30 protein-coding genes and 1 pseudogene are annotated in these 24,355 nt (G+C 62.0%); 9 read left to right on the forward strand and 22 right to left on the reverse strand.

Going from position 1 to position 24,355, the window contains the following annotated elements:
- From NKI41_RS28470 to NKI41_RS28485, 4 genes are all read right to left on the reverse strand, one after another.
- The coding region (locus tag NKI41_RS28470; RefSeq protein WP_352686061.1) for a methionine ABC transporter permease at nucleotides 1–550 on the reverse strand (550 nt) is incomplete at its 3' end.
- Nucleotides 531–1,595 (reverse strand): methionine ABC transporter ATP-binding protein, encoded by a 1,065-nt coding sequence (locus NKI41_RS28475; protein WP_352540028.1) that lies wholly within the window; start codon nucleotides 1,593–1,595, stop codon nucleotides 531–533. The genes NKI41_RS28470 and NKI41_RS28475, both read right to left, overlap by 20 nt.
- Nucleotides 1,596–1,728: 133 nt before the next feature.
- On the reverse strand, nucleotides 1,729–2,577 hold the full coding sequence (locus NKI41_RS28480; RefSeq protein ID WP_352686063.1) for a MetQ/NlpA family lipoprotein: 849 nt from the start codon (nucleotides 2,575–2,577) through the stop codon (nucleotides 1,729–1,731).
- 345 nt (nucleotides 2,578–2,922) lie between these two features.
- Nucleotides 2,923–3,222, reverse strand: a complete 300-nt coding sequence (locus NKI41_RS28485) for a DUF1236 domain-containing protein (protein ID WP_023677114.1) — start codon at nucleotides 3,220–3,222, stop codon at nucleotides 2,923–2,925.
- A gap of 204 nt (nucleotides 3,223–3,426) precedes the next feature.
- Between NKI41_RS28485 and NKI41_RS28490 the strand changes: the two genes are divergently transcribed.
- Nucleotides 3,427–4,140 carry a DUF1236 domain-containing protein gene (locus NKI41_RS28490; RefSeq protein ID WP_352686065.1) on the forward strand — a complete coding sequence of 238 codons (714 nt, stop codon included), beginning with the start codon at nucleotides 3,427–3,429 and terminating at the stop codon, nucleotides 4,138–4,140.
- 105 nt (nucleotides 4,141–4,245) lie between these two features.
- On the opposite strand, the gene NKI41_RS28495 is transcribed toward NKI41_RS28490, so the two are convergent.
- Together NKI41_RS28495 and NKI41_RS28500 are read right to left on the reverse strand one after the other, a co-directional pair.
- Nucleotides 4,246–4,488 carry a polymerase gene (locus tag NKI41_RS28495; RefSeq protein ID WP_352473088.1) on the reverse strand — a complete coding sequence of 81 codons (243 nt, stop codon included), beginning with the start codon at nucleotides 4,486–4,488 and terminating at the stop codon, nucleotides 4,246–4,248.
- A 247-nt stretch (nucleotides 4,489–4,735) separates the two neighbouring features.
- Nucleotides 4,736–5,257, reverse strand: a complete 522-nt coding sequence (locus NKI41_RS28500; RefSeq protein ID WP_352539851.1) for a DUF4142 domain-containing protein — start codon at nucleotides 5,255–5,257, stop codon at nucleotides 4,736–4,738.
- Between the two features lie 288 nt (nucleotides 5,258–5,545).
- Between NKI41_RS28500 and NKI41_RS28505 the strand changes: the two genes are divergently transcribed.
- Nucleotides 5,546–5,776, forward strand: coding sequence for a hypothetical protein (locus NKI41_RS28505; protein ID WP_352614257.1), 231 nt, complete (start codon nucleotides 5,546–5,548; stop codon nucleotides 5,774–5,776).
- A 56-nt stretch (nucleotides 5,777–5,832) separates the two neighbouring features.
- Here NKI41_RS28505 and NKI41_RS28510 read toward each other — a convergent pair whose 3' ends face one another.
- Nucleotides 5,833–6,270: a hypothetical protein gene (locus NKI41_RS28510; protein WP_352539853.1), complete on the reverse strand. Its 438-nt coding sequence runs from the start codon at nucleotides 6,268–6,270 to the stop codon at nucleotides 5,833–5,835.
- Between the two features lie 183 nt (nucleotides 6,271–6,453).
- Between NKI41_RS28510 and NKI41_RS28515 the strand changes: the two genes are divergently transcribed.
- Complete coding sequence (locus NKI41_RS28515; protein ID WP_023677107.1) at nucleotides 6,454–6,618, forward strand: DUF3309 family protein; 165 nt, start codon at nucleotides 6,454–6,456, stop codon at nucleotides 6,616–6,618.
- 265 nt (nucleotides 6,619–6,883) lie between these two features.
- On the opposite strand, the gene NKI41_RS28520 is transcribed toward NKI41_RS28515, so the two are convergent.
- A complete protein-coding gene (locus NKI41_RS28520) occupies nucleotides 6,884–7,081 on the reverse strand; it encodes a hypothetical protein (protein ID WP_352449586.1) in 198 nt (65 codons plus the stop codon).
- 501 nt (nucleotides 7,082–7,582) lie between these two features.
- On the opposite strand from NKI41_RS28520, the gene NKI41_RS28525 reads away from it, so the two are divergent.
- Both NKI41_RS28525 and NKI41_RS28530 read left to right on the forward strand, forming a co-directional pair.
- Complete coding sequence (locus tag NKI41_RS28525; protein WP_352473082.1) at nucleotides 7,583–8,314, forward strand: Crp/Fnr family transcriptional regulator; 732 nt, start codon at nucleotides 7,583–7,585, stop codon at nucleotides 8,312–8,314.
- Nucleotides 8,315–8,483: 169 nt separating this feature from the next.
- Complete coding sequence (locus tag NKI41_RS28530) at nucleotides 8,484–9,011, forward strand: YciE/YciF ferroxidase family protein (RefSeq protein ID WP_352686067.1); 528 nt, start codon at nucleotides 8,484–8,486, stop codon at nucleotides 9,009–9,011.
- A gap of 123 nt (nucleotides 9,012–9,134) precedes the next feature.
- On the opposite strand, the gene NKI41_RS28535 is transcribed toward NKI41_RS28530, so the two are convergent.
- Together NKI41_RS28535 and NKI41_RS28540 are read right to left on the reverse strand one after the other, a co-directional pair.
- Nucleotides 9,135–10,133 (reverse strand): ATP-dependent DNA ligase, encoded by a 999-nt coding sequence (locus tag NKI41_RS28535; protein WP_352686069.1) that lies wholly within the window; start codon nucleotides 10,131–10,133, stop codon nucleotides 9,135–9,137.
- Between the two features lie 30 nt (nucleotides 10,134–10,163).
- Nucleotides 10,164–10,331 carry a hypothetical protein gene (locus NKI41_RS28540; RefSeq protein ID WP_352614260.1) on the reverse strand — a complete coding sequence of 56 codons (168 nt, stop codon included), beginning with the start codon at nucleotides 10,329–10,331 and terminating at the stop codon, nucleotides 10,164–10,166.
- Nucleotides 10,332–10,557: 226 nt separating this feature from the next.
- Here NKI41_RS28540 and NKI41_RS28545 point away from each other — a divergent pair, with 226 nt between their 5' ends.
- Together NKI41_RS28545 and NKI41_RS28550 are read left to right on the forward strand one after the other, a co-directional pair.
- The gene (locus NKI41_RS28545; protein ID WP_352473102.1) at nucleotides 10,558–11,262 is read left to right on the forward strand and encodes an MgtC/SapB family protein; all 705 of its coding nucleotides are present in this window, start codon (nucleotides 10,558–10,560) and stop codon (nucleotides 11,260–11,262) included.
- A gap of 201 nt (nucleotides 11,263–11,463) precedes the next feature.
- A complete protein-coding gene (locus NKI41_RS28550; RefSeq protein WP_352686071.1) occupies nucleotides 11,464–12,726 on the forward strand; it encodes a DUF763 domain-containing protein in 1,263 nt (420 codons plus the stop codon).
- 10 nt (nucleotides 12,727–12,736) lie between these two features.
- On the opposite strand, the gene NKI41_RS28555 is transcribed toward NKI41_RS28550, so the two are convergent.
- The 6 genes from NKI41_RS28555 to NKI41_RS28580 all read right to left on the reverse strand — a co-directional run bounded on the left by NKI41_RS28555 (nucleotide 12,737) and on the right by NKI41_RS28580 (nucleotide 17,586).
- Entirely contained in the window at nucleotides 12,737–13,180 is a 444-nt protein-coding gene (locus tag NKI41_RS28555) for a PPC domain-containing DNA-binding protein (RefSeq protein ID WP_352686073.1), read from the reverse strand.
- A gap of 24 nt (nucleotides 13,181–13,204) precedes the next feature.
- Nucleotides 13,205–13,357 carry a peptide ABC transporter permease gene (locus NKI41_RS28560; protein ID WP_352686075.1) on the reverse strand — a complete coding sequence of 51 codons (153 nt, stop codon included), beginning with the start codon at nucleotides 13,355–13,357 and terminating at the stop codon, nucleotides 13,205–13,207.
- A 105-nt stretch (nucleotides 13,358–13,462) separates the two neighbouring features.
- Entirely contained in the window at nucleotides 13,463–15,178 is a 1,716-nt protein-coding gene (locus NKI41_RS28565; RefSeq protein ID WP_352686077.1) for an HAD family hydrolase, read from the reverse strand.
- Between the two features lie 4 nt (nucleotides 15,179–15,182).
- Nucleotides 15,183–16,154, reverse strand: a complete 972-nt coding sequence (locus NKI41_RS28570; protein WP_352686079.1) for an SDR family oxidoreductase — start codon at nucleotides 16,152–16,154, stop codon at nucleotides 15,183–15,185.
- Between the two features lie 62 nt (nucleotides 16,155–16,216).
- Nucleotides 16,217–17,314 carry an FAD-dependent oxidoreductase gene (locus NKI41_RS28575; protein ID WP_352686081.1) on the reverse strand — a complete coding sequence of 366 codons (1,098 nt, stop codon included), beginning with the start codon at nucleotides 17,312–17,314 and terminating at the stop codon, nucleotides 16,217–16,219.
- A 101-nt stretch (nucleotides 17,315–17,415) separates the two neighbouring features.
- Nucleotides 17,416–17,586: a hypothetical protein gene (locus NKI41_RS28580; RefSeq protein ID WP_352686083.1), complete on the reverse strand. Its 171-nt coding sequence runs from the start codon at nucleotides 17,584–17,586 to the stop codon at nucleotides 17,416–17,418.
- A 264-nt stretch (nucleotides 17,587–17,850) separates the two neighbouring features.
- Here NKI41_RS28580 and NKI41_RS28585 point away from each other — a divergent pair.
- Nucleotides 17,851–18,300 (forward strand): annotated as a pseudogene (locus tag NKI41_RS28585) (cytochrome c3 family protein); the annotation flags it as partial.
- Between the two features lie 59 nt (nucleotides 18,301–18,359).
- On the opposite strand, the gene NKI41_RS28590 reads toward NKI41_RS28585, so the two are convergent.
- The 3 genes from NKI41_RS28590 to NKI41_RS28600 form a co-directional block, all read right to left on the reverse strand.
- The gene (locus tag NKI41_RS28590; RefSeq protein WP_352449563.1) at nucleotides 18,360–18,647 is read right to left on the reverse strand and encodes a hypothetical protein; all 288 of its coding nucleotides are present in this window, start codon (nucleotides 18,645–18,647) and stop codon (nucleotides 18,360–18,362) included.
- A 467-nt stretch (nucleotides 18,648–19,114) separates the two neighbouring features.
- On the reverse strand, nucleotides 19,115–20,515 hold the full coding sequence (locus tag NKI41_RS28595; protein ID WP_352686085.1) for a phospholipase D family protein: 1,401 nt from the start codon (nucleotides 20,513–20,515) through the stop codon (nucleotides 19,115–19,117).
- Between the two features lie 63 nt (nucleotides 20,516–20,578).
- Nucleotides 20,579–21,394, reverse strand: a complete 816-nt coding sequence (locus NKI41_RS28600; protein ID WP_502901253.1) for an endonuclease/exonuclease/phosphatase family protein — start codon at nucleotides 21,392–21,394, stop codon at nucleotides 20,579–20,581.
- A 182-nt stretch (nucleotides 21,395–21,576) separates the two neighbouring features.
- Between NKI41_RS28600 and NKI41_RS28605 the strand changes: the two genes are divergently transcribed.
- The gene (locus NKI41_RS28605) at nucleotides 21,577–21,987 is read left to right on the forward strand and encodes a DUF427 domain-containing protein (RefSeq protein WP_352769276.1); all 411 of its coding nucleotides are present in this window, start codon (nucleotides 21,577–21,579) and stop codon (nucleotides 21,985–21,987) included.
- 31 nt (nucleotides 21,988–22,018) lie between these two features.
- On the opposite strand, the gene NKI41_RS28610 is transcribed toward NKI41_RS28605, so the two are convergent.
- From NKI41_RS28610 to NKI41_RS28620, 3 genes are all read right to left on the reverse strand, one after another.
- Complete coding sequence (locus NKI41_RS28610) at nucleotides 22,019–22,435, reverse strand: HD domain-containing protein (RefSeq protein WP_352473064.1); 417 nt, start codon at nucleotides 22,433–22,435, stop codon at nucleotides 22,019–22,021.
- Nucleotides 22,436–22,553: 118 nt separating this feature from the next.
- Nucleotides 22,554–22,925 (reverse strand): avidin/streptavidin family protein, encoded by a 372-nt coding sequence (locus tag NKI41_RS28615; protein WP_352473062.1) that lies wholly within the window; start codon nucleotides 22,923–22,925, stop codon nucleotides 22,554–22,556.
- 75 nt (nucleotides 22,926–23,000) lie between these two features.
- Nucleotides 23,001–24,344 carry a PAS domain-containing HWE histidine kinase family protein gene (locus NKI41_RS28620; protein WP_352686108.1) on the reverse strand — a complete coding sequence of 448 codons (1,344 nt, stop codon included), beginning with the start codon at nucleotides 24,342–24,344 and terminating at the stop codon, nucleotides 23,001–23,003.
- Nucleotides 24,345–24,355: the final 11 nt, after the last annotated feature.

A 24,355-nucleotide genomic window follows, 5' to 3' on the forward strand; every position in this document is an offset into this window, starting at 1 on the left:
GGGTGGGTCTGGGTTGGGGTTGGGGGTGCGCGGGCGGCGGGGGGGCCGCGGGCCCCCGGCCCTGCGCGGCCCCGCCGATCAGCGTCACCAGCGTCACCGTGAAGCCGGCGACGATGCCCGGCAACGCTTCCGGCACCAGCACCTCTCGAATAATCGTCCAGCGGTTGCCGCCCATGGCGCGTGCTGCCTCGATCAGCCCGTGGTCGACCTCGCGCAGCGACACTTCGGCGATCCGGGCATAGTAAGGCGTCGCCGCGATCGACAGCGGCACGATCGCTGCCCAGGTGCCGATCGAGGTGCCGACGATCAGCCGCGTCACCGGGATCAGCGCAACCAGCAGGATGATGAAAGGCACCGAGCGGAAGCCATTGATGACAGCGCCAAGCGCGCGGTTCACCCACAGGTTTTCGGCGATGCCGCCGCGGTCGGTGGCGACCAGCGCCAGGCCGAGCGGCAGCCCGAAAACCAGCGAGACGAGGCCGGAGGCGGCCGTCATCAGGATCGTTTCCCAGATTGAACGGACGAGAAGCTCAAACAGAACCGGCGACATGGCCAAGCACCTCCACCCGCGCTTGGCGGGCTTTCAAGAACGCGATCACCTCTGCCAGGTGAGCTTCATTGGTGCCGGCGACCGCCACGAACAGTGTCCCGACAGGCTGCTGCTGGACGTGATCGATGCCGCCATGCACGAGGCGGAACGAGCCGGGAACTGCCGAGGCAAGATCGGACAAAAGCGGGCTTCGGGCGGCCTCACCGGCCACGTCGATCCTGAGGATCGCCTCCACGCCGGCGTTCTGCGTTAGCCGGCTTGCGATCTCCGCCGGCAATTGCGGCCGGATGCCGCCGAGCAGGCTTTGTGTGATCGCCGATTTCGGGTCGGCAAAGACCGACCACACCGGCCCTTGCTCGACGATCCGCCCAGCGTCGATCACCGCGACCCGGTCGGCGATCGAGCGGATCACCTCCATCTCATGCGTGATCAGCAGGATGGTCAGGCCAAGCTGCCGGTTGATGTCCCTCAGCAAGGCAAGGATGGAGCGCGTCGTCTCCGGGTCGAGCGCCGAGGTCGCTTCGTCGGACAAAAGTAGCGCCGGGCGCGCCGCAAGCGCCCGGGCAATGCCGACGCGCTGTTTCTGTCCGCCCGACAGCGACGCCGGATAGGCTTTCGCCTTCTCCGACAGGCCGACAAGCTCGAGCAGCTCGGCGGCGCGCGCCAGGCGTTCGGCCCTGGGCCGGCCTTCGATCTTGAGCGGCAGCGCTACATTGTCTTCGACGGTCTTGGCGGACAGCAGGTTGAAATGCTGGAAGATCATACCGATGCGCCGGCGCAGCGGCTGCAATTCGCGCTCGCCGAGCCGGCTGATGTCGCGGCCTTCGATGTAGACCTGTCCTGAATCCGGCCGCTCCAGGCCGTTCAGGCAGCGTATCAGTGTCGACTTGCCGGCGCCGCTGCGGCCGATGATGCCGAGGATCTCGCCCTGGCGCACGCTGAGCGACACGCCGTCCAGCGCCGCTGTCGCGCCGAAGCGGCGCTTCAGCTCGATGAGGCGCACGACATCGTTCGGTCCCGCGGAGCGGCCGCCGACGGGATGCATGACTTCGATGACCGAGGCGAAATGCTGGTTCATGAAAGTTCCTGTATTGGTGTCCCGCAAACGCGATCGCGGTCCGCGTTGAAGCGCGGACCGCTTTACCATGCCGGGCTTCGGCGCCCAGTCGAGCTCGGCATCAATAGGCGCTGATGCCGGTTCCCTTGTAGACCCGATCGAATTCGGCCTTCACCTTTTCGTTCTGATAGGAGGCGACCAATGTCTTTACCCAGGGCTGGTTTTCATTGCCGGCCTTGACCGCGATGAAATTGCGGTAGGGATTGTCGGCCACCGCCTCCTGGGCGATGCGATTCTCCGGTGTGAGGCCGCTTTTAAGCGCCCAATCCGTGTTGACTACGGCCGCGTCGAGGTCTTCCACCGAGCGCCCGACGATGCCTGCGTCCAGCTCCTTGATGACCAAGTGTTTCGGGTTTTCGGCAATGTCGGTGGTCGTCGCCAGAATGCCGGTGCCTTCCCTGAGCTTGATCAGACCTTCGCTCTGCAGAACGCGCAGTGCGCGGCCCTCATTGGACGGGTCGTTCGGCACGCCAATGACGGCGCCTTCGGGCAGGTCGGCAATCTTCGTGTACTTCTTGGAATAGAGGCCGATCGGCCAGACCCCGGTATAGCCGACCGGGACGATGTGATAGCCCTGCGTCTTGATCTGGTTGTCCAGATAGGGCTTGTGCTGGAAGGCGTTGGCGTCAATTTCGCCACGCTCGAGTGCTTCATTCGGCTGGGTGTAGTCGTTGAACACCACGGTCTCGATCGTCAGCCCCCTCTCCGCCGCCTGGGCGGTGACGACGCGCCACACATCCTCGTCCTCGCCGCTCATGATGCCGACCTTGACCGCCGTCTTGTCTTCGGCGAACGACGGCGCAGCAAGGCCGACAATCCCAACCGCCGACGCGAAAAGTACAGCGAGACCGGCGCGCCGGTTTATACTTGCGGAGAGAAATGAGAGCAAAGTGTTGGTATTCCCAGACATGATCTATCCCGTCGGTTCTGAAGTCGTTGCGGCCAGGCGGAGTGCCAAGCCTTGCTGGCATCATCGGGAATGCTGACCGCCGGATCAAAGCACCGTATTTCCCGCGAAATGCGAAGCCAGGAATATTCTCTCAAAGTTTCGGGCCTGGCGAGCACAGGGCGTGCTGGGATCATGCGTTCTAAGCCAATGCTGGTTCAGAAATTGTCCGGACGTCGTCTCCGCTATGAGGCCCGCCGTGCTTCGAAGCGGCGGGCCTTTCTGCGTCCGAATGCCCAACACGGGCAGCAGTGTGGGATGTCGACAATGCTGGACGCGCCGCATGTCCCTTCAAAGCGACGCGCTTGCTCACTCGATGACCTTTACAATCCTGCGCGTGCCAGGATCGACCAGGACGGTCCGATTGTCGACGACGACATAGCGGTATTTGACGTCGGGAACCTCATGAAGCTCGACGGTATCGGGCAGGGTCGAGCCGACATTGAGCTCCACGCCGGGAAGCTGGACGGACGCCAGAGGCTGCTTTTTCACATACTCGCGTACGATCGTCTCCTGCTGCGGTTCGATGACCACGTCCTGAGCGGCAGCGGCGCCAATACCCGCAAGCAGCAAGAACCCAGCCGCGGCTGCCGAAAGATGCATTCTCATGATCGTCTCCTTTCATGGTGAGCCACCTCTACGCTGCGCCGCGTCATGCTGTTCGCAGCGGGGTCGCTATAGGCCGGTAACGTCATCAGGTGGAGCTTGTTCCGCCACTCGGATCGCTTGCCGTTTCGCTCCATTAGTTTGGAACAAAGTTTTTTAGCCGCGGTTTTACGCGGTGAAGGGACGCATTTTCCAAGGAGATCTCTCATGAAGGGCGTTCTGATCACCAGCATGCTAGCAATCAGCGTCAGCTGCGGAGCTGCACTTGCCCAGACGCAGCAGTCGACCGACGACCAGTCCGGCGCCAATTGTGCAGCCGGCACTGCCAATTGCCAGAACGGCGCCAAGATGGGCGAGCAGGCTCAGGGCAAGGCCGGCGCCACCACTGATCAACAGGCGCAGGGCAAACCGAAGCTGAAGACCGGCGAGCAGGCTCAGGGCAAGGCTGGTGCTACGACTGAGCAGCAGGCCACGGGCAAACCGAAACTGAAGACCGATCAGCAAGCCCAAGGCAAGGCTGGAACCACCACCACCGAGCAGGCTCAGGGCAGCTCCAAGATGCAGACCGAACAGCAGGCTCAGGGTAAGGCTGGGACCACGACCACAAACCAGGCTCAGAGCAATACTTCTACCCAGCAGGACCAGAGTTCGACCGCTTCCATCAGCAATGTGACCGTTGAGCAGAAGACAGAGATCACTCAGGTCATCAAGGAGACGAACGTCCAACCCGTTTCCAACGTCGATTTCGACATCTCCGTCGGTGTCGAGGTCCCGCGAAAGAAGGTCCGGCTGCATCGTCTGCCGGCGCGCATCGTCAAGATCGTTCCGGCTTACGAAGGCTATGAGTATTTCGTGCTCGCCGACGGCCGGATCGTCATCGTCGACCCGAATACCTACAAGATCGTGATTATCCTGACCTAGTCGTGGCCAGACGGTCTACCGTGGGTTGATTCACCAAAAAAGCCCGCCGCCCGAGCTGCGCGGCGGGCTTTTCCGTACCCAGCTCCAGCGTCTGCAAATCGCAAATCAAGGTCCGTCCTCGGGGCGAGGAGTGAGCACGGTATGATCGATGGTGTCGGGCAGGCAGGGACTGGGCAGGCAGCTTGTTCGGACTGACGCGGTGGTCATGGCATCGATATCCGTAACCAGCACCATTCTCGCGTAGTGCCGCGGCCACAGCGGCTCTCCAAACAGGACGAAGACGCCGCCAATCATCAAGGCCAGCAACATGAGTGCCGTAACATTTGCAAATATCTCGCCGTAGCGCATGAAGGCAGCCTGTCCCGTTCGGAAAGCGATTTCAGCCTGTGACAGCGGCGACCAGGACGGCGCCGAAAGCCGGCGCTACTATCCTTGACGCCCCGCGAACGCCGCCTTCCATTGGATCCTCCCCGAACAAGCCGGGTAAATAACGGCACTCTCGGTGCTTTGTTCCCGGCCGTGTGGCCGGACGACAGCCGCGTCACACAGGCCGTGTGTGGGGCGGCCTTTCGTTTGCAAAAGGCACTCTTCGCTCTCATTGATGTGCGGCAGCGAGGTCCTTGACGTGACGTTCGTGCATTTGCAGCACCGGCAGCGTCTTCTTGGCAAACTCCTTCATCGCCGGATCGTCGCCGGAATTCGCGTAAGCGGAAAACAGCGCCACCGCTTCTTTATGCGCCTGGGTCTGCATGTCGATATATTTCGATTGGAAACTGTCCCCGCTGGCCTCCTTGAGTTGGTCGAGCAGCGCTTGGTGCTTGGTGTCCAGCGACGGGCCGGCCGGCGCGGTGGCCGAAGTCGTCTGCCCCCTGCTGAGCGCCGCCTTGAAGTCCTCGCCGGCCTTGGTATGGTCCGTGACCATTTGCGCCGCGAAGGCCTTCACATCGTCAGCCGTCGCCTGCGTCTGCGCAAGTCGGCTCGATTCGATTTCAAATGTATTGGCGATGGGCACGGTCTTGACGAATGTCGCGGTGTCAACCTTGCTCATGGTGTCGGTCGTCAGCGGCGTCAGCGTCGCCGATTGGGCAAAAACAGCCAAAGGCGCGCCGGCCATCATCGCTGCCGCAGTGATGGATAGAAGCGTTTTCATGGGGGTTCTCCGAGGCTGATGTCATCCCTCCGATGGCTCAACGCGGAAGCTGCGACGAGGTTGCCTGGTCGCAGTGGCCACAGCCGCCGCGAGCCAAACAAATGATTTGGATAACACAAAAATACAAAAATAGAGGACGCCGGCTGGGTCCTGCAAAGTGCAACGCAACCCGTAGGACCGTACGGAATCGTACAAGCTCTTTCGCTTTGCCGCAGTCTTGCTATCGTCTGCCGGGACAGATGGGTGGAGGCTTCCGTGGGGCAGATCAAGTCGCCGCTTGGAATCGGTATTGATACCGACAAAGCCGTTCATATCGTCATGGCCGACTACAATTCGGGCGACATTCTCTCGACCACTGTCGTCATAGCCGATTTGCGCAAACGCTTTCCCTGGTTCCGGCAAACCGACGAGGAACTGGTTGGCTTCATCGTTCGGGCGCTGGACGGTCGGGATATCGCGGTCAGCTTCGACCACCGCTGCCGTTAGACAGCTGCGGAGCGTACGCTCCGCAGCCTCATCACAGACTATGATAAACCGGGCGCTTACTTGCCGCAGTGGTTGTCGTTCACCGTCGGCGCCATCGTGCCCGGAGACTTGCCGGTCGCGTCGGGCAGAGCCCCCTGCGGGCCTGGTGGGCAATTCCGGTCGGCATTCGAATTCGTCGTTGAGAAATCGCGAATGCTGTTGGTGATGGTCGAATCCGTGCCGGTGTCAGGGCCGCCATTATCCGGGACTACTATCGTCCGCCCGCTGCCGTCGGCAGCGGCTCCGGAGGGATCGCCGACGTTCTGGGCCATCGCTGACGTGGCCAGACCGATCGTAAGCGCCGAAGCTGCGAGAATTTTCGTGAGCATGATGCTTCTCCTTTTTACGAGGGTCGTCGCGTTGCGACTACGAAAACAACCGTTCGGGCGGGCGAAGGTTCCGACAAATTCCCCATGAATTTCAGCATGTTCTTGGGTGTTCAAGGCGGCCGCCATGCCATTCTCCGCGGGCATGCATCTGTGGACTTTTCTGACGGCCCGGCCCGGCATTTTGCTCGCCGCATGAGCGTACGCCTTACCGTCCCGCCGGAACAGGAATGCTCCTTGTGAGTTCATACCTTTGTACAATGCGACGCGCTGATGCGAATGGCGGCAGCGCAAACAAGGAGAGCAGACATCATGGGCCTTGGAACCATTCTCATCATCATCTTGGTCCTTGCCTTGCTTGGCGGCTTCAGCGGCTTGGGCGGCGGACCGTTCTATGGCACCGGCTATTACGGTGGTGGCGGCCTCGGCTTGGTGCTGCTTATCGTCATTATCCTGGTCCTGCTTGGGCGCATTTGATGCATGTCGTGCAAAAGTGTGCAGCGGTTTTGTGATAACGACATGCATAAAACAGGAAGTAAGCGCGTCGCATGAGGCCGGCCAAACGCGACACGCGTTAGTGTCACGCTCGCGACAAAAACGCCTGCCGCTTGGTAATTAGCGCCGGGCGTTTTTGTCGTGAAAAGACTAGATTTCCAAGATCCTTGGCAAACCGGGACCCTGGCTAGAAAGGGCGACTCGGTGCCGAACCTTTCGGCGCCGAGGACGCCACCATAGCAGCAGCTTATTGTTGGCGATCGGCGGCCAGCGCTTCTTTCAGATCGGCGTTGAGCACACCCTCGTTGAACAGCGACATGATACGGGCTGCCAACCGCTCGCGGACAGGACTGTCGTCCGCAACACCCAACTCGCGGCAGCAGTCGTCGAGCGCTTTTCTCAGCACGCTCAGTTCGGCTGGAGTTGCTGCACCTTGCATCGGCATGCCATCCTCCCTTGAAAAGGGCGAAAGCGCGAAGCGTCTTTCAAGCGTCCACTCGCCGTGCCTGTGTGGACGACTCCAATTCAATTAGCGCCGCTCTCGTCCAAACTCAATGTACGGAAATTACCAAGCAGACAGTTTGGGAACGACTGCCTTGCACCTGCATTGTTGCTGCGATCCAACCCACCCCTCATTTGGATCACTGGGCGTAGCCCACGACGCCCGAATGGAGCCCGTTGCATCCCTCGCGACGGGCTCTTTTCGAGCCCGGCGATCTCAATTGTCGTTTTCGTACCAAACCGACTTTGGTACGTTTCCAACTCTAACTTTCAGTCGGATGTTTTCGTAGGCAAGCGGCAGGAGAAACTGCCGTGCATCGATTCATTTTTTTATTTAGTAGGCTCCATACCTTTCAGTGCTTATATAAGCGTTATCGTCCGCAGGTTATACCGGGCGCGGACGGCTGGGAGATAAAAAGGCTCTTGCCCTGTTTTGGGCCCAGCTATGTCTGATCCAGCAAATTCCAATAAAAATCCGTACAAAAACAAGCTGTTGCGCCGAATGAGCGCCGGCGATTTCGCATCTCTCGAGCCGCACATCGAGCGCTGTTCGCTGGAGTTACGGCAATCGCTCGAAGTGTCCGGATCGCCTATCGAGGCCATTTATTTCCTCGAGGACGGCATCGGTTCGGTGGTTGCGAAAATGCCGAACGGCAGCGATGCGGAAGTTGGCCTTGTCGGCTTGGAAGGTATGACCGGCTCGGCCCTGATAATGGGCGACGACCGTACGGTCCATGATTGCTATGTGCAGCTGGCGGGAGAAGCTGCCAGGATCGACGCCGAGCCGTTCAAGGCGGCGCTGACGCAAAGCCCGACGCTGCGGCTGTTCTTGCTGCGCTACGTGCAATATCTGCATGTCCAGACTGGCTATACCGCGCTGGTCAACGCGCGATCGAAACTTGAAGACCGGCTGGCGCGCTGGCTTCTCATGTGTGACGATCGGGTGGACGGCGGCCGGCTGACGATCACGCACGAATTCCTGTCGATCATGCTTGGCGTAAGGCGCCCGGGTGTAACGGTCGCGCTGCAGCTGCTCGAGGGGCGAGGGCTCATCCGGTCCCGCCGCGGCGAAATTATCATCCGCGATCGCGATGGTCTCGTCGCACTGGCGGATGGCGGCTACGGCCTGGCCGAGGCCGAATATACCCGCCTGGTCGAGCATATCGGCGAGCGCTGACGGCGCTTTTCTGGCCGATTGCTGCCGCAGGTCGAAGGCCCCTGCGACACCACACGGCGGGTCGGAAAAATTTGCAAAGCTGCCGGACCGTCAGGGAACTTGTTTCCCGTCGGAGGGTTATCGGACGCCTCCACTTTGCGAGGCGGCACCAACCATTCGGGAGAGGATCATGGCGACTACGAAAAAGGCCGCGAAGGCGGCAAGCAAGGGCCTTGAGGATCTGTTCCTCGACGGGCTCAAAGACCTCTACTACGCCGAGAAGAAGATACTGAAAGCGCTGCCCAAAATGGCCAAGGGCGCGGAGTCGGAAGAAGTGACCGCCGCCTTCGAGAAACACCGCATGGAAACCGAAGGACATGTCGACCGCCTCGAGGAGGTGTTCGACAAATTCGGCAAGCCGGCCCGCGGCAAAACCTGTCCGGCCATTGACGGCATCATCGAAGAGGGCTCGGAAATGCTCGAGGAGTATAGTGGTGCTCCTGCACTCGACGCCGGACTTGTCGGCGCAGCGCAGTCTGTCGAACATTACGAGATCGCTCGCTACGGCACTTTGATCGCGTGGGCGGAAGAACTTGGCAAGAGCGACGTTGTCGAGCTGCTCAGGGCAACTCTCAAGGAAGAGGTCGCGACCGACGAAGCGCTTACCAAGCTCGGCGAAAGCGGCGTCAATGAGCGCGCCATGCAGGAAGCTGCCTGATTTCAAAACCGCAACCGAGCCTTGGTTGCCAAGGCTCGGTTGGCCGCGGCGAACCGGTGAAATTCTGCATTGGTCCGTCATGAACGGGCAGCAAGCGCCTTGAAGCGGTGCCTCGGATCGGACTTACTCGATCTGCTCGAACGTGCATTGCCGCGGCTCCTTGTCCGGCCGCCAGCGCAACAGCTTGGTTCCGTGCCGGAACCGGTCGCCTGTCACATGGTCGAACCGAACCTCGACCACCAGTTCAGGCTTTATCGGTTCCCATTGTCCGCTCCGCTCCGTGCTCCAGCGGCTTGGTCCGCCCGGCGCCTTGCCGGTGAAACCTGGTTTGGCCCGCAGTTTTTCCAGCCGTCTGGTCAGCGCCGCCCTGTCGTCCTTGCCGATGGTCGAGGTGAATCCGACATGATCCAGCCTGCCTTCGTTATTGTAGAGGCCGAGCAGCAGAGATCCGACTTCGTTGCTGCCGGCGAGATAGCGAAAGCCGCCGACCACGCAATCCGCAGTGCGCAGCCGCTTGACCTTGACCATGGCGCGCTCGCCGGGCCGGTATGGCCCGGCGATCAGTTTTGCAACAACACCGTCGGTCGAGCCGTGGCCGGCGCCCTGCAGCCAGCGCTCGGCGGTGGCGGCGTCGTGCGTATATTTGGACAGGTGCAGTTGGGGCCGTGCCGCCGAAGCGACAAAGGCCCCAATCGCCTGCCTCCTGGTGGTGAGAGGCTCTTCGATGATGATCCTGCCGCCGGGCTCGGCCAGCATATCGAACAGGATCAGCATGGCGGGCGTCTCGAGGCTTAATTTGCGGATCCTGCTTTCGGCGGGATGGAGGCGCATTTGCAGGGCCTCGAACGAGGACGATCCGTCGACCTCGATGATGATCTCGCCGTCGGCCACAAACCGTCGCGAGCTCACATCGCGCAGCACCGCGACCAGTTCGGGAAAATAGCGGCCAAGCGGCTTGCCCGATTTTGCACGCAGATCGACGGCATCGTCGCCCTTGAACACGAGGCAGCGAAACCCGTCCCATTTCGGCTCGTATTGCCAAAGCCCGTCGCCGCCAGGGATTGCATCGGCGGCTTTGGCTTCCATCGGACGAAGGTCGAGCGGCAACGGAAATGCGGTCATGGCTGGTCCGCGCCGCCGCTACGGCATTCGCTACCGCCGTCGGCCATTCCTCTGTGCCCCGCTTTGCCGCCTCGGCGCCTTGCGGCCGGTTTGCTCGGGCGAAGGCGACAGCGGATCAACCTCGTCGGTCCCGCCGATCTCCTTGGTGATGCGATAGGCCAGATAAGCGACGGCTCCGGCAAGCAGCAAGCGGACCATGACTGCAAATCCTTCGTTGGTGTGAACCCACCAACCCGCAGGCCGAAGGTTTTGTTCCGCCGCTGCCCATCGCCGGGGTGAATCGTCGGCGGCGCAACCAAAATCCAAGCGCATCGTTTGTTGCTTATCGACGAAAAGAATTTGCGATGAAGACGCTCTTGCCCTTGTTCGCTTTGACCATGGCGCTATTCCTGGCCAGCAGCGCTTGGCCTGACGGGTGACCGCGATGCTCCTCGTTGTTCCGGTCTGGCAGGACATCGCGGCACGACTGCTTCTGACCGCGCTCGCCGGCCTGTTGATAGGCCTCAACCGCGAGGCGCGCGGGCACGCGGCGGGGCTACGCACCACCGTGCTGGTCGGATTGGCCGCCGCCATCACAATGATCCAGGCCAGTATTCTGCTCGAGACCGTTGGCAAGCACCCGGATTCGTTTGCATCGATGGACGTCTTGCGCTTTCCGCTGGGCGTGTTGACCGGCGTCGGCTTTATCGGCGGTGGCGCCATTCTTCGCCGCGGCAATCTTGTCAGCGGCGTCACCACGGCGGCCACGTTGTGGGTGATGACGGCGATCGGATTGGCTTTCGGTGGTGGCCAATACGGCTTGGGCGCGGCCGGCACGGCGCTGACGCTGGCCACCTTGCTGGTCCTGAAATGGGTGGACCTTCGAATGTCGCGCGAACACCATGCCCAGTTGGCACTGACCTGGAAGGCCGCAGCCCGACAGGAACTCGATACGATGATCGGGCCGCTTGGCTACCGGGCACGCCTCGTCGCGATAGAGAGGCGCCCGGATCTCAAAGACCCTGTTTTCTCGTTCGAGATCAGTTGGAGGCGGCCGGACACTGGGGCACCGCCAATGGATCTGCTGGAATCGGTGGGCGAGCATTGCGAGATCCAGAAGTTTGATCTCCTCAGCGAACCTGCCCGCTAGAGCGGTTCATCGTTTCACGGAAACGCCGAAACGCTCTATCTCTTTGTTTCTGCGCAATCCCGGACGGAAAACCGTTTCACACTTTTCCTGGAATTGCTCTAGCGGCTCGCAACGATCGCGGCCTGAATCAGGCCATAGCTTCTCCACACCCCTTTCGATACCTATCTGTCGAGGCAGGACTCAAGGAGCAAGCAAAAGACCGTGGCACAGCGATCGGGAAGTGCTGATCTCCCACTTCACGGCGGGCGCGTGCCGAAATGGCTCGGCGACCGCATGACGCGGCTTGGCGCGGTCATGTGCGAGGCGATCATCCACCATTACGGCCGCGATGAATTGCTGCGCCGGCTGGCGCATCCGTTCTGGTTCCAGTCTTTTGGCGCCGTGATGGGGATGGACTGGCATTCCTCCGGCATCACCACCAGCGTCGTCGGAGCGTTGAAGCGCGGTCTGTCGCCGCTCTCCGGCGAACTCGGCATCCACGTTTGCGGCGGCCGCGGCGCGCATTCGCGCAAGACCCCGCACGAGCTTGCCCTGATCGGCGAGCGTGTCGGCCTCGACGGGCAAGGCCTCGCGACTGCCAGCCGGCTTGTCGCCAAGGTGGACAGCGCCGCGGTCCAGGACGGTTTCGATCTCTATCTGCACGGCTTTATCGTCACCGACGACGGCAACTGGGTGGTGGTGCAGCAGGGCATGAACGGCGACAGCAAGGTGGCGCGCCGCTATCACTGGCTGTCCGAAGGCCTGAAGAGCTTTGTCGACCAGCCGCATGCTGCCATCGAGGGCGCCAACCAGGGCGAAATCGTCAACCTGACCGACCGCCGCGCTGAAGCGTCGCGCCAGGGACAACTGGACCTTCTGCACGACCTTGGACCGGATCGCATCGTGAGGGAGCTTGCCGCTTTGGAGCGGGGTTCGGCGCCAGCGCCGGAGCCGGCACAAAAGCTGCTGCCGCATCTGGTGATGCCGGCGCACCACGATGTACGCGAAAGCGATGTCGTCATGCGCCGCCTGCACGGCAACATCGCCGCGGCGGCCGAGCGCGGCCCGACGGATTTCGCCGGGCTTCTCCTGGTGCCCAATGTCGGCGCGCGCACAGTGCGGGCGCTGGCGCTGGTCGCCGAAGTCGTGCATGGCGCGCCGTGCCGATTTTCCGATCCCGGCCGCTTCTCGCTGGCGCATGGCGGCAAGGACAGGCACCCGTTTCCGGTGCCGCTGAAGGTCTATGACGAGACGATCGGCGTGCTGAAGTCGGCTGTCCACAAGGCCAGGCTCGGCCGTGACGAAGAGATCGGCGCGTTGCGGCGGCTGGATGACCAGTCGAGGCAGGTCGAGCGCTATGTCACCGGCCCAAGCCTGAAGGAAATCGTCGCCGGGGAGTTCGAGCAATCGCATCTGCTCGGCGGCCGCAGCGTCTTCGGTTGGGAGGTCGTACCCGAAACGGCCGCAGTCAAATCAACGAAGTGATCGGCTCGGATCAAGCCTCCAAGTCGATCAGGGCGACGCCGAGTTCGGGACGGTGCCTGCGGCGCAGATGGCCAGGCGTCTCCACCAATGTGACCTCGAGCGTCGGCCGCACGATTCCGTCCAGCAGATGACCGCCCCTCGTGGTGCCGTCACTCAATCCAAGGACTGCGTGGACGTGCAAGCTGGGCCTGCCGTCGTCGCCGATGGCAACATCGCCGATCGCGCTCAGCAATTCACACTGTTCCCGGACGGGGATTTTCCGGTAGGTCCTTTCTCCAGGGTCGAACCAGCCGACGGTTGCACTTTCGAAAGCGCCGAGCGCGGTCAGCGACGCGCCGCCGACGCCACGGTCGACCGCAAATGACGTCAGCTGCGCAAACGCCTCTTCGCCGGGATCAAGCACAACGACGAACGTTCTCTGTCCGGCGCTTTCGGCAACAAGCTGTGATTTCATGATCTTGCTCCAGCCGTCAGGAATTCAAATCCACCACACCAGCAATGCCAGCAAGACGAGACCCACTAGGCCGACGATGAAAATGATCCGGCGCGCCCGCGTCCGCAGGATGATCTCACCCTGCCGCGCCTGTTCCGCTGAAAAGACAGGACCATCCTTGTCCCGGTCGTTGCTCATCCATCGTCTCCTTTCGGGCAATTATTCAGCATTGAATAGATCTGGCGCCCGATAGAACACAATCTCGTTTGGCGGATGAGGTTCCACGGCGGGGCGGCGTTGCAGCTATTCCTTTGGCGCGGTGGCGGGCGCGGTATAGCGGCGGCGCACTGCGTCCAGGATGTGGTTGCGGCTCTCCTGCGCCGAAAGTCTGCCGTCTTTCTCCGCTTCAGCGGTCTCGCGCGCCAGTTCCTTGTCCCTGATCTGGTGGCGAAACCATTCGGAATAGTCGCCGGCGCGCAGATGATGTTCCCAGGTCCTGTCGTCGATACCCTCGGCGATCTGGGCGAAAATCATCAGATTATGGGCGCGGAGGTTCATCGCATTGTCGGGGCCGCGGAAATAGAAGCTGCCCTTCTCGTCGAGCTGGCCCTCGGCATATTTGCGGCTGTGGCGCTTGAGCGACTGCCGCGGCTCGATCGGCTCGACCATGGCAGGTTTCTTGCGCGCCTGCGGCCGCCAGAACAGCACGCGCTGGTCTTTTGGAGAGTTCAGGTCCTTGTCCTTTGGCGGTTCGGTGCCGGTCTCGCGGCAGAACGTCTTGATGACCTTTTTTGCCTTGGGGCCGAGTGCGATGACGGCGGTGACCAGCCGCAATGCCTCGGTTGAGATCGCGTCCGGATGAACCGTGATCAGGATCGTGCCCGGCAATTCCATGGCCAGCACCATTGGCGTGTCGTCGCGCCGCTTCGGCAAGAGGTGATGCGCCTCGTCGATGATCAGCCAGTGTGGTCGTGCCGTGCGGAAGCGAACACCGCCAAGGCCCGGCAGCAGGTCGGCAAAGAAGTCCGGCCGCTCGTTGACGCGCAGCGCCAGGCCATTGACGACCAGATTGTTGTCCGGCTTCTCCAGGAGATCGAGCAGTTGCGTCTTCGTCGGCGCGTTCGAGCCGTCGCCCAGCCGGACGGCGCCTTCGAGGCCGTCATAGTCGCCTTCCGGATCGAAGATGCAGAACTGGAACTTTCTCTCGACGAAGCGCTCCGTCAGTGCGGTCGCCAGGGTCGATTTGCCGATGCCGGAGCTGCCGGCGATCAGCACCGTATCGGTTGGCGACAGATACACCTCCTTGCCATTCTCCGAGCCAAGCACAATGCCGTCGCGGCTCGGCACAAGCTCGCGATCGCGCTCCACCACCTTGGCGATCAGTTCCTCGACGCCTTTTCCGCGCGCGCCGCGTGTCACGAGATCCGCCGTATCCTTGACTGCCGGCAGTGCGTTGTCGACGGCCACGCTGAAGCCGCAGGCGCGCAGGAAGGCGTGGTCGTTTTCGGCGTCGCCGACACCGACGACGTTGTGCGGCGACAGTCTGAGGTCCTGAAGCGCAGCTGTCAGCCCGGTCGCCTTGTTGATGCCGCTGGGCAGGATCATCACCGCGCCCTTGTTGAAGATGATTTCCAGCTCCAGCCCCAATTTCTTGATGACCTCGAGCGCGGTAGCCTGATGCGGTTCCCAGGTTGCGACGATCGAGCGTCCGACCGAAAGCGGTTTGACACCGCGTTTCCTGAGTTTGGCGATGAACTCGGGGGCGGGCGGCGGAGATATCGTCCGCTCCTCCTCGCTGGCCGGCGTGTAGATCAGCGCGCCGTTTTCGGCGACCACCTTGTCGAAAATCGCGACTTCGGGAAAGACGCGCTTGAGGTCGGGCAGCTCGCGCCCGGTGACGAGAATGAGTTTGCGGCCGCTCTTCTTGAACCGTTCAAGCGCCGCAAGCGTCTTCTCGGCAACGACCCCTTCATGCGCCAGCGTGCCGTCATAATCAGTGGCCAGGGCAATGAAATACATGCCGTCAATAGCCGCCCACGATCGGCAATATTTCGCCGGTGATGTAGCTCGAGCAGTGCGGCGAAGCGAGGAACACGTAGGCCGGCGCGATCTCCTCCGGCTGGGCCGGCCGTTTCATCGGCGTATCGGCGCCAAATTTCGAAACGTCGCCGGCTTCCTTGTCCGAGGGGTTGAGCGGCGTCCAAACCGGGCCTGGCGCCACGGCGTTGACCCTTATGCCCTTCTCGACAAGGTTGCCCGAGAGCGCGCGGGTGAAGGCATGAATGCCGCCCTTGGTCATGGAGTAATCGACCAGTTGCTTCGAGCCCTCGATGCCGGTCACTGAACCGGTATTGATGATCGCCGAACCGGGTTTCATGTGCGGCACGGCCTCCTGCGCCATGTGGAAATAGCCGTAGAGGTTGGTCTTCAGCGTCGTGTCGAAATGCTCCTCGGTCAGCTCGCTGAAATCGCTGGAGTGGATCTGGAAAGCGGCGTTGTTGACCAGCACGTCGATCCGCCCAAACTCCTGCACGATCTCAGCCACCGCGTTGTGGCAGTGGTTGCGGGCGCTGACGTCCGCCTTGATCAGGATGCAGCGCCGGCCTTCCGCTTCGACGGCCCTTTTGGTATCTCTGGCGTCCCTATCCTCCGAGAGATAGACGATCGCCACATCGGCGCCTTCACGCGCATAGAGCACGGCCACCGCACGGCCGATGCCTGAATCGCCGCCGGTAATGACGGCCACTTTGCCGTCGAGCTTTTTCGATCCGATATAGTACGGCGCATCGTAAAGCGGCGCCGGCTCGATCGCCCATTCATGCCCCGGCTTCGGCTGGTGCTGCTCGGGGAAGGGCGGCTCGGGATATTTGCGGGCACCGGCCTGCATGGCGCCTTTTTGCCTGCCATTGGATTTGGACTTGTCCTTCTCGTCGATCCGGCGCTGGATGTGCCGTTGCTTGGCGGCCTCGCCGGCGACTTCCGATTTCATCTGCATGGTCATCTCCCTGGCTTGAAACCCAACAACGCATGTCCGGCGAAAAGGTTTATGCGACCACGTCATTCCTTGAGCCCGGCGACACGCTCCAGCAGCGGCCGTTGCAGCAGCGGCAGATGGCCGACGACGCTGAAGGCCGCGTTCCTGACGCCTTGCATGATGCCGTTGTCCGATTGGGCCAGCGACAGGATGCGCTCGCTGAGCGTGATCCACCGTTGCCCTACCGGGTGGCGTTCGCTTGTGTAGCCGGCAAGCGTGCCGTCGACGAAACGCCTGGCGAATGACGCGGCGTCCTCGATGCCGAGATTCATGCCGCGCGCGCCCAGCGGCGAATGCACATGCGCGGCATCGCCTCCCAGGAAGGCGCATGCGGTTTGATAGCGCGGCGCCTGTCGTACCGGAATATGGAAGCGGTCGGCCCGCAACAACCGCGTGATCCGGTAATTGCCGGGGATGCGCGCCAACGCATCCTCGCTGTTTGAAACCGCGCGATAGCGCTTCTCGCCGATCGGGATGATAAAACCGACGTCGCCGTTCCTGTGAAGAAATGCGTGGGCGGCCATCGGCTCATAGGGCCAATCGTCGATGTCGGCGTCGGCAATGCTCCATTGCCGCCGATGCGTGTAGCCATCGAAGCCGATGCCGATGGCATCACGCACCGTGCTTTGCGCACCGTCGGCTCCGAAGACAAGGTCGAAACTTGCCTCGTCACGGCCGTCTGGCGCCTCGATCCGCACCTCGGCCCGGCCTTTGTGCTCGGCCATCCTGACAAATGTGCTTCGCCATTCGACGTCGACGCCGAATCCCTTGAGCGTGTCGGTCATCAGCGATTCGGTGTCGCGCTGCGGCAATGACAGCAGAAAATTATGGCGGTGCGGCAGGATCGAGAAATCGATCTCGCCGAGTGCTCGTCCTTCGAAGTAGAAACGGGCTCGACGAATTTTCAATCCCTCGGCGAGCAACCGGGCAGCGACTTTGGACGGTTCAAGGACGTCCAGGCTATGCGAACTGATGCCGACCGCCTTGGCGAGCGGCGTAGGGCCTTCCTTGCGGTCGATGACGCGAGGTGCAATGCCGCGCCTTGCCAGTTCGACTGCCGCCGTCAGCCCGGTCGGGCCGGCGCCGACGATCAGGATGGAAGCGTCCCGCGAAGCCGTCATCGTCGGGCGTCAGCTTTTTGGCAGTGCGTAGGCAATGATGGCGTCGCCGATCCTGGTCTCCATGAAATGGTGGCTGCCGGGTGCAAGGGTCGCCAGCCAGGTCAGGACGTAAGCCATACACCGGCGGCATTGCCGGCAAGCAGCAGGCTGCCGGCGGCCAGCAGGGCAATCCCGGCGGGCAGATAGTACCAGGATCCGCCCAGCGCGATCAGCCAGGCGCCACCCCCTCCGATCACCAGGCCGAGGATCGTCAGCAGCGCGCCGACGAACATCGTCCACCAGAAGGCAACGCCGGACCGGCGAATGGGATGGGGTGGGGGATGGTCATGATCATGATGCTTATCCGGGTGAAACAGAACGTGACCTCATCCGAACGTATGGAGGGTTCGATGGTTTCCGATCAGCCCGACCAGATGGGCCAGGGCGGGGTAACCATTCTGTGATCTCCGCTGCCCCAGCCGGAACTTACCCACGCAGCCGCAGTTAGGGGTTTTGGGGGGTGAATACGGTTTGCTGGATGCGAAATTGGCGAGGGAATGCCGCAGGTCTTTTCAAGGAGCGCCAACGGCATTTCACGCTTCGCTCTGTGGGGCGCGTGTTTCATGGCGATCTTTGCGGCTCTCGGCGGTACCGCCGTCTTGCGTTCGGACTTCCTCACCGGCGTTGGCCGGCCGTTGGCGCAACCAGTGCCGTTCAGCCACAGGCACCATGTCGGCGAGCTCGGCCTCGACTGCCGTTATTGCCATAGCGGCGTCGAGACTGCGTCATCGGCGGGTCTGCCGGCGACCGAGGTGTGCATGACCTGCCATTCGCAGCTGTTCACCAACGCGGACATGCTGGCGCCGATACGGGCAAGCCTTGCTTCCGGGCAGCCATTGCAGTGGCAGCGGGTGAACAGTGTCCCCGACTTCGTCTATTTCAATCATTCGATCCATATCGCTAAAGGCGTCGCCTGCGAGACGTGCCATGGCGAGGTCGACGACATGATCGGACAATAGGCCGAAGCGGCGCACCTCGTGATGCCTTGCCTGCGCTCGGACCGGCCTCATACGGCCCGCTTTTGCCCGGCCGCCAGCGTAGAAATCTTTTGGCCGTGGCCATTGAGTTGCCGGGCCTCGTCCTCGGCTGCGTCTTCAAGCTTGGCGACGAGCAGGTCCTTGAGGTCGCCGACCTCTTCCTCGATGTCTTCGATGGGTACGCCGGCATCGGCAGCCTCTTCCTTGCATTCCCTGGCGAGGATTTCCGCCTCCCTTTCAAGCTTGATCGGAGGCGGCGGCACATGAACGTTTTCGTGGATCCAGTCCTGCAAGAATTCTATCGCACTATCACTCATGGCGCTCACCTATAGCGGCAACCTGTAGTGCACATTAACGTACGTGCTGCAAAATGGATGCTTGGCAACGCCGGATTTCGAATAGCGATACTTGACGATAGCGTGATCGCCCTAAGGGCTAGAGCTTCTGCAGCCAAATGGGATTATCGGCGTCGCGGAAATGCGGCTAGCCAGACAGTTGGAGCGGGATCATTCTGCCCTTAGGACGTGTTGCGCCGCCGCGCCGGTGCTGCTCGATTAGGATCGCCTGACGGCCGAACATCGTCATCCGCAGCAGCCGGTCGTGCCGGCCACTCGGCGGCGCGGTCCGCGCGCATTTTGCGTTTATGCGCCATCCAGAACGGCAAGAGCTCAGCAAGAAAACTGTATATCGTGGTCTTCATCGGCATGCTCCGGACACGGGTTACAACTCGTGATCCCCGAGTTCCGTTCCGACAAAGAGTTGCGTTCCGACAAATCCGTCGCTTCTACAACTGCGATTCGATCGGCAGGCACCCAACCAGCGCTGCAACGATGCGCCGATAGAGACTGGCCTCCGGTTCACGCGAATATTGCCGCATCTCGCCATCCGCCATGCCGAGCCACCGCAAGGCGCCTTTGTCCAGGACCAGCTGATAGCTCGTCTGCGGTGACTTTTCGTGCTCGAACAGCCGGCGCAACTCCATCACCAGATTGGTATCATGGAAAAGCACGCCCATTTCCGCATTCAACGACACCGAACGCGGATCGAAATTGAAGGAGCCGACAAACCCGAGCGTATCGTCGACCGTGAAGGCCTTGGTGTGGAGGCTGGCTCCCTTTGAACCGAAAACGGAAATGTTGGCCTGGCGGTCGAAGGGCTGCAATTCGAAAAGCTGGATACCTTTTTTAAGCAGCTTGCGGCGGCATTTGGCATAGGCGCCGTGCACGGCGGCGACGTCCGTCGCGGCGAGCGAGTTGGTCAGGATTGCAACCTCGGCGCCACGATCCACCAGCTTCGACAGGATGGCCAACCCGGTGCGGCTGGGGATGAAATAGGGCGAGACAATTTCGAGGCGCTGCCTGGTCGCCGCGATAGCGGGAAGCAGCTCTTTCGTCAGCCAGTTCCTGCGCCTTTTGCCGCGCACCTTTTCCGGCGGATCGGAAATGACACGAACGCCTTTGGTCCAGCAGACGTCGCTGTGCGCTGCAATGAACTCCGTGATCGTGCGCCAGGCACTGAGGCTGTTCAAAAGCTGGCCGTCCGCGGTCGCGTCGAGATTGTCGAGGAAATCGGCGCGCGAGCCCACCGCAGCCGGGTTGAGCAGCTGGATCGGCTTTGCCGCCTCGCAATTCCAGAACGCCTCGAATATCTGCGTCGTCTGCCCTACGGCAGGACCGAGAAGCAACAGGTCGAGATCGCGAAAATTCGTCTCCGCAGCGTCGAAATAGGCATCGCCGATATTTCTTCCGCCGACGATGGCCAAGCCCTCATCGGCGATCCAGGCCTTGTTGTGCATGCGGCGGGTCATCGCAAACAGCCGGGCGACCATCTCCAGCGAGCGAAAGATGCTGCCGTTCCTCATGCCGCTGGGGTTGAACAGCCTCAGCTCGATGTTCTTGTAGCTGTTGAGCGCCAGGTAAGCAGCGTCGCTGTTGCGCGGATTGATATCGTCCAGCAGCATGCGGACGCGGACACCGCGCTCCGCCGCCTTGACGACCTCCTGCATCAGCAGCCGGCCGCTATGGTCGTCGTGCCAGAGATAGTACATCAGGTCGAGGCTGCTTGTGGCACTGCGCGCGGCAAGGATTCGCGCGGCAAACGCGTCATAATTGTCGGCGATCAGCAGCAGCCCGCTATTGCCGGCAGCGATCTTGTCCCGGGCAAACCGCGAGATGGCTGTATCCATGAAGTGCACCGATAAACATCAGCGAAGCAAACCGTCTGAAATCTGACTAACAACCCTTCAGGTTCATTCTGGTTGCAGCCGCGGCTGCCGTATCGCGTCCAGGTTCAGCCGGGCCTTGATCGGCAGATGATCGGAAGCCCGCTGCGCCAGCGGCGTCTTGTGCACCTCGATGCTGGAAATCAGGTGCGGCGGCCTGGCCAGGATGCGGTCGAGCGCAAACAGCGGAAAGCGCGACGGAAAGCTCGGCAGAACCGCATCGATCGGACCGAAATGCGGCAGCAGGGCCAGCAGCGAAGACCTGTTGCGGACGCGCCATTCGTTGAGGTCGCCGAGCAGGATTGTTGGCCGCAGAACCGGGTGCGTGGCTTCGACCAGCGCGTTGGCCTGCTGCGAGCGCGACCGCCGCAGCAAGCCGAAATGTGCGGCTATGATCCGGAGGGAGACGCCCTTCAGTTCCAGGTCCGCGATAACCGCACCGCGCGGCTCGAGGCCGGGCAGCCGGATCTGGTTCACGCTTTCGACCACGCCGCGGCGTGCCAGGATCAGATTTCCGTGCCAGCCATGGCTGCGGCGGTTTTCCGGGACATGGGTGGGGACGAGGTCGCTGTCCCGCTCGAGCGCTGCGAGATCCAGCAAACCCTGCCTGCTTCCGGTTCTTTCGTCGGCCTCCTGCAAAGCAATGATGTCGGCGTCGAGTTCCTTAACCACGGCCGCGACCCGCTCCGGATCGAACCTGCCGTCGGTGCCGACGCATTTATGCACGTTGTAGGATGCGACCGTGGTGCACGAAACTTCATTGCCGGGTACCGTAAACCGCGGCACTTCCCTTCGCAGCGCAGCGCCAAGCGACCTTGGAAGGGTAGGCGATCGATCCAGCATGTTATCCATTTGCTGTTGAGTCGGTGAGTGGCGGCCATTGCGATTATGGCGCGTGCGGAGGTCTGAAACAACGACGACCTTGCAGAACCGTTCCACCATCCGGGCTCGGCGCGCCGGCGGTCTGGAACCCTGATGGGCAACAACACGTTTCGGAAAGGCAGCGCAGTCAACGGAGAAGTCGAATGCAGTCCTTAGCCGCAGATTCCGCCCCCCGCCCAGGCCCGCTCAGGATTGTCCCGTTCGATGGAACCGTGACCGTCCGGTTCTCCGATGCCATTATTGCGTCGAGCGAGCGGGCAAAGCTGCTCTATGAAGACGGCCATGATCCTGTTTTCTACATACCCTTCGAGGACATCTATTTCGACCTTCTGGAGAAGACGAACACGACGAGCCACAGCCCGCTGAAGGGCACGGCAAGCTATTGGCGGGTTCATGCGGTCGGTTCGTCGGCAGAAGACTTCATGTGGGCCTACGAGACGCCCGACACCCCGGCATTGGCGATCGCCCGCCACGGTGCGTTCGATCCCGGCAGGGCGCGGATCGAGGCCGATCCCGCGGAAGACAAGCGGCACACACCGCACGTCACCGAGTAGACCCACATCGGCGACAGCCGCCAGCGGTCCGTCAGCTCGCGAACTCCTCTCTGAGGATGCGCAGGCCGTCTTCGTATTTCGCCGTCGAGGCCCCGATCTGCCGTGCCTGCCATAGATTGTCGGCAAGATCGGCGCGCTTGACAGGCAACGCCAGCGGGTTGGCCGCAGCCCTGCGAACGAACGCGGCATCGTCCTCGTTCGGCAGCCGCGTCATGGCGTCGACGGCAGACACGATGGACGGCCCGAACCCGGCCGCCTCAAGCCGGTCGCGGTTCCAGCCGTCGCCTTTTTCGATGACGTCGTGAAGATAGGCGATAGCTTTCTGGTCGAGCGTTTCGACGGCATCGACGAGCCGGCGGCAATGTTCGATATATGGCCGCCCTGTCTTGTCCGTCTGCCCGGCATGAGCCTGTTCGGCGATTTTCGCTGCGCGATAAAGCACGCTCATTGGGTCGACCCCGTAACGAACAGAGCATGTCCTGGCGCACCAACGCGCCATCGTCGGTGCGAGTTCCTACGCGCCGCGGGACCCTGCTGCCTCACTTGCGAGCGGCGGGCGCGACGCGTCAGGACACGCGTTCAAAACTGTCGAGGCTGGTTCCAAAGGCGCGCCAGGCGGGCAGTTTCCTGGCTCGGGCCGGGGCACCTTCCTTTTCCGCCGACAAAGCGGCATCCGCAACGGTGTGCCACAGCATCTCCAGCTTCCCATCCCTGAGAATGCCGGTATAGCTCACCGCTGCGGCTCCGACCCGCCCTTCGGCCGCGCAAGTGAAGCCGATGACATCTCCATGGCAGGCTCCCAACAGCGGCAACGTCATGCCGAAAAAGGCGCTGTCCTCCAGCGCCGTCCTGAAGGTTCCGTTGATCCGTCCGCCCTCTTCGCTGGTCAGTTCGACCACCGACCCGTACTGGTTTTGCCAGATGCCCAGCCAACTCATCGCTGCTCCTCCTGATTGCCTCCATGGGGAGTGTGCTGCCACACGGCCGCCAAGCCGCGGCCGGTGAAGCGGCCTTCAATCAGCCGCGATGCCAGCCGTCGACATCTGCACGAAGCGTAGCGGCGCTTCCAGCGTCCAGCTGATGCCGTGCCTGGCGAATTCCAGGCGGCCGGTGCCGCTGAGCGCCTGCGGCGTGACGCGTTTGAGCACAACCGTTCCGAACCCGCGTCGCGTGTTTTCATCCACCAATGGCCCGTCCAGTTCCCGCCAGACAAAGCGGAAGCCATCGCTGCCGTCGGCGGCTGGCGTCACGGTCCATTCGACCTCGACCCGTCCGTCATGGTGCGACAGCGCTCCGTGCTTTACCGAATTCGTGGCCAGCTCGTGAAAGGCAATGCCGAGATATTGCACCGCGTTCGGCTGCAGCATGATCATCGGCCCGCTCATCGACAGACGGGCCTGTGTCGCGAAGGCCTTGGTCTGGGCATGGATCAGTTCGCCGATAGTCGCCCCACGCCATTCGGCATCGACCAGCAGATCGTGCGATTCCGATAGCGCCATGATGCGTTCCCGGACCTGTGAAAGGAAAGCCTCTGGCGTCCCCGCCAGCTTGCTGGTCTCGCGGATCATCGAGACGATCACCGAATATTGGTTTTTGACGCGGTGGTTCACTTCGCGCATGAGTGTGCGGATGCGCCGTTCGCTCTCCTTGTGCGGGCTGATGTCGCGCGCGATCTTGGAGGCGCCGATGATACGCCCAATGCCGTCGCGTATCGGCGAGATGGTGAGCGAAACCGGTACCAGGGTGCCATCCTTGCGCTGCCGGATAGTCTCGTATGAAGGAATCCGTTCGCCGGCGCGAATGCGGCTGATGATCATGGCTTCCTCATCCAGGTGGTCGGGCGGGATGAGGATCGTCACCGGGCGCCCGATCGCCTCGGCGGGCGTGTAGCCGAACAGGCGTTGTGCCGCGTCGTTCCAACTGGTGATAATGCCGTTCAGGTCTTTCGACACGATCGCGTCCATCGAGGATTCGACGATGGCAGCGAGCCTCATGCCGGCGTCGTCAGCCAGCGCCTGGGTGCGCAGGTCGAGCAGGGTGTTGATAGCGCCGACGACCTCACCGCGCACATTGCGAAGCAGGACCGGGTGCGCGCTGAACGGGATGAACTGGCCGTCCGGCCGCTCGGCGATCGCCCGGCCCCCACGAACGTCCCGCTCCTCCAGCAAGGCAACGGCCATCGGACATTCGTCATGCGCCATCGGTCGCCCATCAAGGTGGCGAAGCTTCCATGAACCGCACCAGCGGTCCTGGCCAAGCATCGGACGATGTCCCCAGAGATCGGCAGCGGCTTCGTTGAAGAAGGTGATGTAGCCCTGTCTGTCGGTGGTGTAGACAGCCACAGGCAACGCCTGCATCAGATCGGCGG

The sequence above is a fragment of the Mesorhizobium sp. M0601 genome (assembly GCF_040320845.1).
Taxonomy (GTDB): Bacteria; Pseudomonadota; Alphaproteobacteria; order Rhizobiales; family Rhizobiaceae; genus Mesorhizobium.